Raw genomic sequence first — 6,837 nt, forward strand, 5'->3', positions numbered from 1 at the left:
AAATATTTGAATGTGAAAGGAGTGTTTCCTTTGCCACGCATAGCCCGTATAAAAGCTCCGGATACCGTCCACCATGTGATGTGCCGCTCCATAAGCGAGCTTACCCTGTTTAAAAACTACAAAGACAAGGTAAAATACTTAGAGCTTCTTGCACTGTACTGCGAAAAATTCCAGTGCAGCATACTCTCATACTGCCTTATGGATACCCATGTCCACATACAGCTAGACCCTAGGGGATCTGACATGTCCAAGTTCATGCACGGCATCAATCTTTGCTATGCCCAGTATTACAACAAAAAGTACAGAAGGCACGGTCATGTTTTCCAAGGCAGGTTCTTAAGCAGGGCAGTCTTTGACGATGTGTATAACCTGGTGGTATCAGCATACATCCACAACAACCCCAAAGACATTCCCGATTACAGGGATGCTGTACATACCTACCCTTATTCATCTTACGGAATATACCTTGGAAACTACGACTATGACTTCGGCCTGGCTGACCCAGACTTTATTCTATCTCAATTTGCCAGTAACCCAAAAGAAGCCATGGTAAGATACGCCGAGTTTGTCTCTTCCTGCAACAAGGTCACACAAAAGGAAAAGTACTACGAGCTCATAGACGACTATGTCAAAAACGACAAATACGATTACAAAAGCGAAAGAGTCGTAATCTACAGGGATTATTCTCCACATGAAATCCTTAATGCAGTGGAATCAGCTCTTAAAACTGAGATTCCCAACTTCATCAACGTCAAATATAACCGCAGCCTTTCAGATGCAAGAGCTGTATCTACATTTTTGATGCGCTGCCTCTGCGACTTCACATACAAGGACATCTGCAAGACTTTAGGCAACATTACTGCAAGCCAGGCAGCTAATCTTTGCAACAAGGGTTATGAGTTGATCAAGTCGATCCCCAAATATCAAAATATCTACCCGGAGATCCTAGATTTCATAAAACCTAAAGCTTCATAAGGATAATTAAAAATCATTTTCCCCACTCCTCCAAACCGGTGGATTAGTTTTGTTGTGATCGTTTGCATTTCTTGTCTTTTGATAGTTCGCTATGATTAATCATTTAATCATAGCAACAAAGGTTAAGGATGTTTTTATACACCCTTAATGTCAGTTTTGACGGTTGGTTGTGAAGTGTCCCCTTTTATTCCTTTTATTCCAAAGGATGCTTTTATACACCCTTAATGTCGGTTTTGACGGTTGGTTGGGAAGTGTCCCCTTTACATTCAAGAAAAATATTTATACGTTTGCTGGCTTAAGCAATGTAGACTCAAACTTATACACAAAACTATCCTATATAAGTTCATTTACTATTGCCCTTTGACTCATTTTCAATGAGCTTTTTTTATGAGCTTCAATAGAATATCCCTGTCCCAAAGTATTACTCCATTGCATTCAGCCAACTGAATCGCTGACGGTGTAAACCTCTGATTTGTCATTACAATTCCTACATTGCATTTATAATAGTTTTTACCAGCATAGACTTCTTGCACTGCGCTGTTTCCGATATCTGAAGAGTAACATTTGCATTGAATACCATATTTAATACTATCCTGATATGCAATAATATCTATTCCTTGGTCTCCGGAAGTAATAGTCATTGATACATCCTCGTATCCATTCTTCATCAGAAGTTGTGCGCAGAATCTTTCAAACTGCACGCCATCCATATTATCAAAATTTGTTTCTAATGTTTGGGCTTGATCCATTTCATATGCCGCTCCAGCTTCATTAGTCGATGGTTTATTGCCTGTGTTGTAATCATTACACATCCATTCCCATTCCTTAACAACTTTTTTCATTGGAATCGTATCAAGTGGGTTTATAATTACAGTATATTCAACTTCATTCGTTTCAGTAGAAAACAAATATACTTTGTAATGCGCACCATATCTTTGTGCTGCAACATATTCGGCTTCGCTCAATTTAAAAGAATCACCTAGTGTTCCAACATTTTTAACGGCAATATAGAACACTTCTCCATCTGGAGATGTACTAACGACAGAGTATTCCGTAGATTTTTTCTCAACATTTTTTGCAGTAAAACCTAATAGACTTTCTAAGGAAATACAGTTTTGTACAGGGGTTTTCCACTTATTAATCGTCATTCGAGTAGAATTAGCAACTGAACTCAAACTGACATCCTGCAAAGGCCCTATCTTCGGTTTCCTACTATATTTATTCTTAAGTAGTAATCCATAAGCCGGATATCTCATAATTATGTTTTCAGTTTCCTTAGCGTTTAGCAAATTCTTTATACCATTGACATAATCTATGTTTAATTCTGTATCTGAATCCGTTTCTATCAACCGCGAAAATCCATTATTGGTCGGCACCAAAATGCGTCCTAGTAATTCCTCCTCAAAAAAGAGACTTCGATTACCATACACAAAGATTTTGCACATCAATTCTATAGGAATCCTTCTTACACAATCCGGCTTTGTCATTAACTCCACTAAGTCTCTGATATGGATTTCGGTCGCACCAAGATTAACTAGCAGTGTGTCTATTTTATCTATAAATTCCAACCATTCTTCACGTACTGTGTAATCTGCCAAGAAAGACGCAACCTGCAGAACCGCTAATCTTTCTGGGCGGTTTAACCACTTCTGAAATAGTTTAGCATTTGAAGGAGAAACATATTGACCATTATTTAATGTAACCCATGAATAAGTTCGCAGTTTTTCTAATAACCCATTTTCAAATTGTGAAACCAAAGAATTCAGTGTAGTATGATTACACAATAATGCGATAATCTGATACAGTCTTACATCATTAGTTCGAGCAACATGCACGATTGTCTCTGCATACAAATGTTGCAAGCTTTTAATTGATGCATTAGTGATTTCATCAAGAATAATATGCTTTCTGGATGGATCTGTGGAGAAGTCCGCATTTACCTTAAATGGAAATCCCGTTTTATCCAGAGTAGGTAAAAAACAATGGAATACTGCTTCTTCATTTTCACACGGAATGATTCCCTTTACGGAATCATACTTGAATGCCAAACTAACGTTATTCGACGTAATCAAATACCATTGTTTATCTTTACCTGCTATTCCTACAATACAATCTTTATTGTTTAACTGATTTCTTACAACTTCACATTTTTTACTATAATACGAGCAATTAATTTCAACCTTGGCTACTGATTTCAGAAACAATAACCAACCTTCATCAAACGTTTCTAGCTCGCCAATAAACTTCGTAATGTTAGCTCCAGTAAAGATAAAAAATGTTGTGAAACCGTCGCATTTATATTTTGATAATACCGTGCGCAATTCTTTAGTTAATGTTTTTTCATCATACAAGAATGGAATTCTTACGGTTGGTACTCTATCCGCCTGCATACCCAAGGTCTTTGCACAGACAGACTTTGAAAATGTAAAAAAAGCATTTGCTGAATGAATCACTATTTCAGTTGAAATTGTTGTTGTGCTTTTGAATCCAATTCCTCTATAGCCGATATTGTTACCTCTTTGCTTATCACTGGCTCCAGAGCGACAAATGGCCATAATATCGTTTTTGTCAAAAGGTCTTCCATCATTAGCTACAATCAATGAATCGCCTACAGTAAATGCAATCACTTTTTTCGCACCTGTATCATCTGCATTTTGTAGTAATTCAATAAATGTCCTTCCGTCATAACTTTCGGACATATATTTTTCCATAGCAGCTAGATCTTCCAACATCCTTGGTGAAGCCTTTGCTTCATTCAAGAATTCTTGTGAAATTATTTTTATAATTGAATTCATACCTCTCCTTCTTTCCTCCGTTCATAAAAGAACGGATTCTAAATCACCTTATATTCGCCAGAATACATGTCCAATTTAAGAATAATTGGTTTGGAAGTCTCAAGCGTATTTGCATTATTATCCATTAGAACAATTTGAAGTTCTACTTTATTAATCTGTGCCATCTCATTCTCATTGAAGAAATCAGAATAAATTCTTAATGTATCTTCGCTATCATTTTGCCACAGATTATAACCTACCTTTGGCCCCTCATCATCAAACTCTGTATAAGTACTGATATTATTCACATCAACATCATTGATTTTGAACGTAAGAAATCTCACACTGCTGAGTTTTCCACTCTTTTTCTTAGTAAGAAGGTGAAAGGTCGCACCACTGATCGGATTATAGCCCCAAAACTCGATATAATCCAATTTAATTGTGGCATGTTTTCCTTCAAACAAAAGCTGGGTAGGAGTATTATCAGAATTTGATTTGAATGCCATATCAATCCCCTCTACCATGCCTCTATGAGAGATAACCCTATTTCTGAATGAAAGAAATTCATCTCTTGTGCAACTGCTTCCTAATCGCTCGGCAATATTGAATATATCATATGTTCTAATGTTATTCATATCAAGCCAGGCATCAAATATTTCCGGATTATTCTTGTATACAGCAACCAGGTCCTCACTGGTTAGCCCGCTAGCCATAAAACTCATCCAACTTTCATATGTAACAGGCTTTAACACTTCTTTTACAGCGGCAAATTTTGACATGATTTGTCCGACAATATCTAAGCGCTTCATTTTTGACAATCGTTCAAAACAATGTATGAACTCGTCAGACATTCTATTGACCTCATGAGCATTTCCATTTCCTCTAGGTTTCGGGAAAGTAGAATATACTTCTGCATCGGTAAGAAGTTGACAGATATACTCATCAGAGTCGTCTCTATCTTGGTCTATTCTATAAATATCCTTTTTCAATTCCTCTCTGGAATGATCCGGCAATGAAGGCATCATTCTATATACTAGTTGTTTTACAACCTGGCGTATCTCATCCGTAATACCCTGTGCGTCCCAACTATCGGTTGCAGTATAGTCATATTCATGTATCAGATACATAATTGTAAGCATATTTTGACGGCCCCAGCCATTTCGATCATTATACCCTGAATTATTTTTTGTTGAAGCCATCAAGTCTATCATTTCAACTGCTCGATTAACATTCCCCTTTTTTACGCATGCCGATATCATTCTTTTTCGCATATCATATTCATTTGGGCAATGCTTAAAATAGAATTCTGCGACACTGTCAAGCAACCCTAGTCTATACAGCTGTTCTAATTCCTCATCTACATTTTCTTCTTTTGCAGAAGAACCCGTAGCGCTAGTGACGGTTTTGTCTGCGTTGATACTAATGTTTATAGTGATAGTATTATTATGGTTGGTGTTATTGTACCACTCTTCTCTAAGCGCATCCCAAATCAACGAATATTTGGTGGAATGTGAAGTATGAATTTCTTTTCCGCTCTTAAGAAAATCCTGAATATAATCAACTAATCGCATTTCTGCTGACCGTTCTTCCACGCTCTCTTCAAATCCATATTCATTTAATATTTCAAGACTTCCACTTTGCTTTTGAATAAAATCTTTAATCCACTCAAGCAGACTCTCATGACAATCACAACCGGTTGTGATTGCAGAAATACGTGCTAATGCGTTGCAAAACTCCTTGCCACGAGATTTGATCATTTCTTTATAGCTTCTACCAAATCTATCTGTAGAGTCTCTCCATTCATCATAAAAATATGAATTCATATAGTCGTCTAACACTCTTTTTACACTAGACCAATTAAAGGATTCATCGCTGGTGGACATAACTGACATAGAAATGTATTTAACAAAACGATCCCAGTCTTCAGATTCGATCCAGTCCCAAATGATGGCGCTTTCTACAGAATGAATATTTGGTCGATTAAAATAACACTCCAGCAACTCATCCGAAGATTTTTCCAATTCCACGTAAAAATGTGTCTTAGATTGGATATAATCGTCTTCATCTTCAGACAAATAGTCATAAGGGCGGATATCTGTTTCATCACAAGCATCAATATAATGAACCCATTTTTCTTTCAATTCATCCATGCTATAGCTATCTTTAGCTACCCAAAGAAGATTGTAGTATTCCACAGAACATTTATATTCTAAAGCGATCTGAAACAACTGTTCATAATCTTCTGGAATTGACACCCCATTTACAACCTTAAAAAGATTTAAAAGATTGCAAATATCTTCGTTTTCTGACTGACTTAAATAATCATAATACTCTTTCGCTTCCTCTTCATACTCTCCCTCAGAAATCAATTCATTGCATATATTCGCGGCATAACGAACGATATCCATAATCTCCAAATTCCCCGAAAAAACACCACCAAATTTTTCAAAGAAAATGTTAGTGCAAACAATTGCGTTTTCAATATCTCCCATTTTTATAAATCCACGGACTAAGGTATTGAAACATCGCCAGAGTGTTCCACCTTCATATCCAAAAAACACCATTAATTTTACTCGCTCTGGTGTCATAGCAATTAAAGTAGTGGCGTCTTCTGAGGACATACGGTCAATAAGTTTATTAAACACTTGTGCTATGTAAAACTTTGCATTTGTCTTATCATCAGTAACATTAAGATCAACTATATACTGCCACATCTGATCTGCTGCTTCTGGATCAATCTTATATGCAGATGCTAAAATATCCCCAATTTCATTCAGCTTTTTTGTTGCTTTCGGTTTATGATCCTTGATTTTATTAAATCGCTCAATAATTTTATTCATGTTATTACCCATTTATTAATGCCTCCTTCTAGTCCAACCCATCTGCATTTCCGTCGTTATCGGGACAGTTCTCAAACACACCCTTATTATCCCATCAAGCAACTCTAATTTCAATATATTATTTACCTCACTAAACTTCTTCTTGCATCCATTCTATAAATATGTAATAATACTTTTAAGAACACTTGTTCGTTTTTACGTCAAAATATTTGAATGTGAAAGGAGTGTTTCCTTTGCCACGCATAGCC

General features: G+C 36.5%; 3 protein-coding genes. 1 reads left to right on the top strand and 2 read right to left on the bottom strand.

What is annotated here, in order from left to right:
- The coding region (locus BUB93_RS11090; RefSeq protein ID WP_084117292.1) for a transposase at window positions 1-975 on the top strand (975 nt) is incomplete at its 5' end.
- Window positions 976-1,346: 371 nt separating this feature from the next.
- Here the strand turns inward: BUB93_RS11090 and BUB93_RS11490 are convergent.
- Window positions 1,347-3,770, bottom strand: a complete 2,424-nt coding sequence (locus tag BUB93_RS11490) for a restriction endonuclease (RefSeq protein WP_073272261.1) — start codon at window positions 3,768-3,770, stop codon at window positions 1,347-1,349.
- Window positions 3,771-3,808: 38 nt separating this feature from the next.
- Window positions 3,809-6,601 (bottom strand): hypothetical protein, encoded by a 2,793-nt coding sequence (locus BUB93_RS11100; RefSeq protein ID WP_073272264.1) that lies wholly within the window; start codon window positions 6,599-6,601, stop codon window positions 3,809-3,811.
- Window positions 6,602-6,837: the final 236 nt, after the last annotated feature.

It is taken from the genome of Alkalibacter saccharofermentans DSM 14828 (assembly GCF_900128885.1).
Taxonomy (GTDB): Bacteria; Bacillota; Clostridia; order Eubacteriales; family Alkalibacteraceae; genus Alkalibacter; species Alkalibacter saccharofermentans.